We start from the raw sequence: 1147 nt of genomic DNA on the forward strand, positions 1-1147 counted from the left end.
GCCGTCGCCCGACCACTTCGCCCGGTCACCCGTGCGGTACAACCGCCCACCCGGCACCCCGAACGGCGACGCCACGAACCGCTCTCCGGTCAACCCCGGACGACCCAGATACCCCCGGGCCAACTGCCCACCCGCCACATACATCTCACCCGTCACGCCCACCGGAACCGGACGCAGGAACTCGTCCAGCACGAAGACACCCAGACCCGGGATTCCGCGCCCGATCACACTGCCCGCCCCGCCCTCGTCCGAGGACAGCTCGCGGAACGTCACATGCACCGTGGTCTCGGTGATGCCGTACATGTTCACCAACCGCGGACCACGATCACCATGACGGGCCCACCAGTCGCTCAGCCGGCCCGGATCCAGCGCCTCGCCACCGAACACCACCGCACGCAGCGACGCCACCGACCCAGGAAGCTCCTCCTCCACGGCCGCCAACTGGTAGAACGCCGACGGGGTCTGACTCAGCACCGTCACCCGCTCGCGCTCGATCAGCGCCAGGAACTCCTGCGGCGAGCGCGAGACCCCGTACGGGACCACTACCACCCGACCCCCGTGCAGCAGCGCACCCCACAACTCCCACACCGAGAAGTCGAACGCGAACGAATGGAAGCACGACCACACATCGTCCGCCCCGAACCCGCCGAACAGCGGCCCGGCCTGCGCGAACAACCCGGTCACACTGCCGTGCGACACCACCACACCCTTGGGCCGACCCGTCGACCCCGACGTGTAGATCACGTACGCCGGGTGCCCCGGCGACACCGCACACTCCACCGCCCCACCATCCAGCGCCGCCAACTCCCTCACCACCGACGGCTCGTCCAGCGCCGCCACCTCCGCACCGAACCCACCCAGGCGACCCGCCAGCTCAGCAGAGGTCAGCACCAGACGCGCACCCGCATCACCCAACGTGAACCCGATCCGGTCATCCGGATACGCCGGATCGATCGGCAGATACGCGCCCCCCGCCTTCACCACTGCCAGCAGCGCCACCACCAACCCGGCGCCGCGCTCCAAACACACCCCCACCACCGACTCCGCACCCACACCACGCGCCACCAGCAGTCGCGCCAACCGGTTGGCGCGCGCATCCAACTCCGCATACGACAGCTCGACGTCCTCGAACACCACCGCCACCGCA

1 protein-coding gene is annotated in these 1147 nt (G+C 69.5%); it reads right to left on the reverse strand.

All coding sequences use genetic code 11. The features are described from left to right. Nucleotides 1–1134 (reverse strand): amino acid adenylation domain-containing protein (locus VR45_RS40280; RefSeq protein WP_353612759.1); only part of this gene is annotated, 1134 nt, incomplete at its 3' end. Between the last annotated feature and the right edge of the window lie 13 nt (nt 1135–1147).

The sequence above is a fragment of the Streptomyces sp. NRRL S-495 genome (genome assembly GCF_000966955.1).
GTDB lineage: Bacteria > Actinomycetota > Actinomycetes > Streptomycetales > Streptomycetaceae > Kitasatospora > Kitasatospora purpeofusca.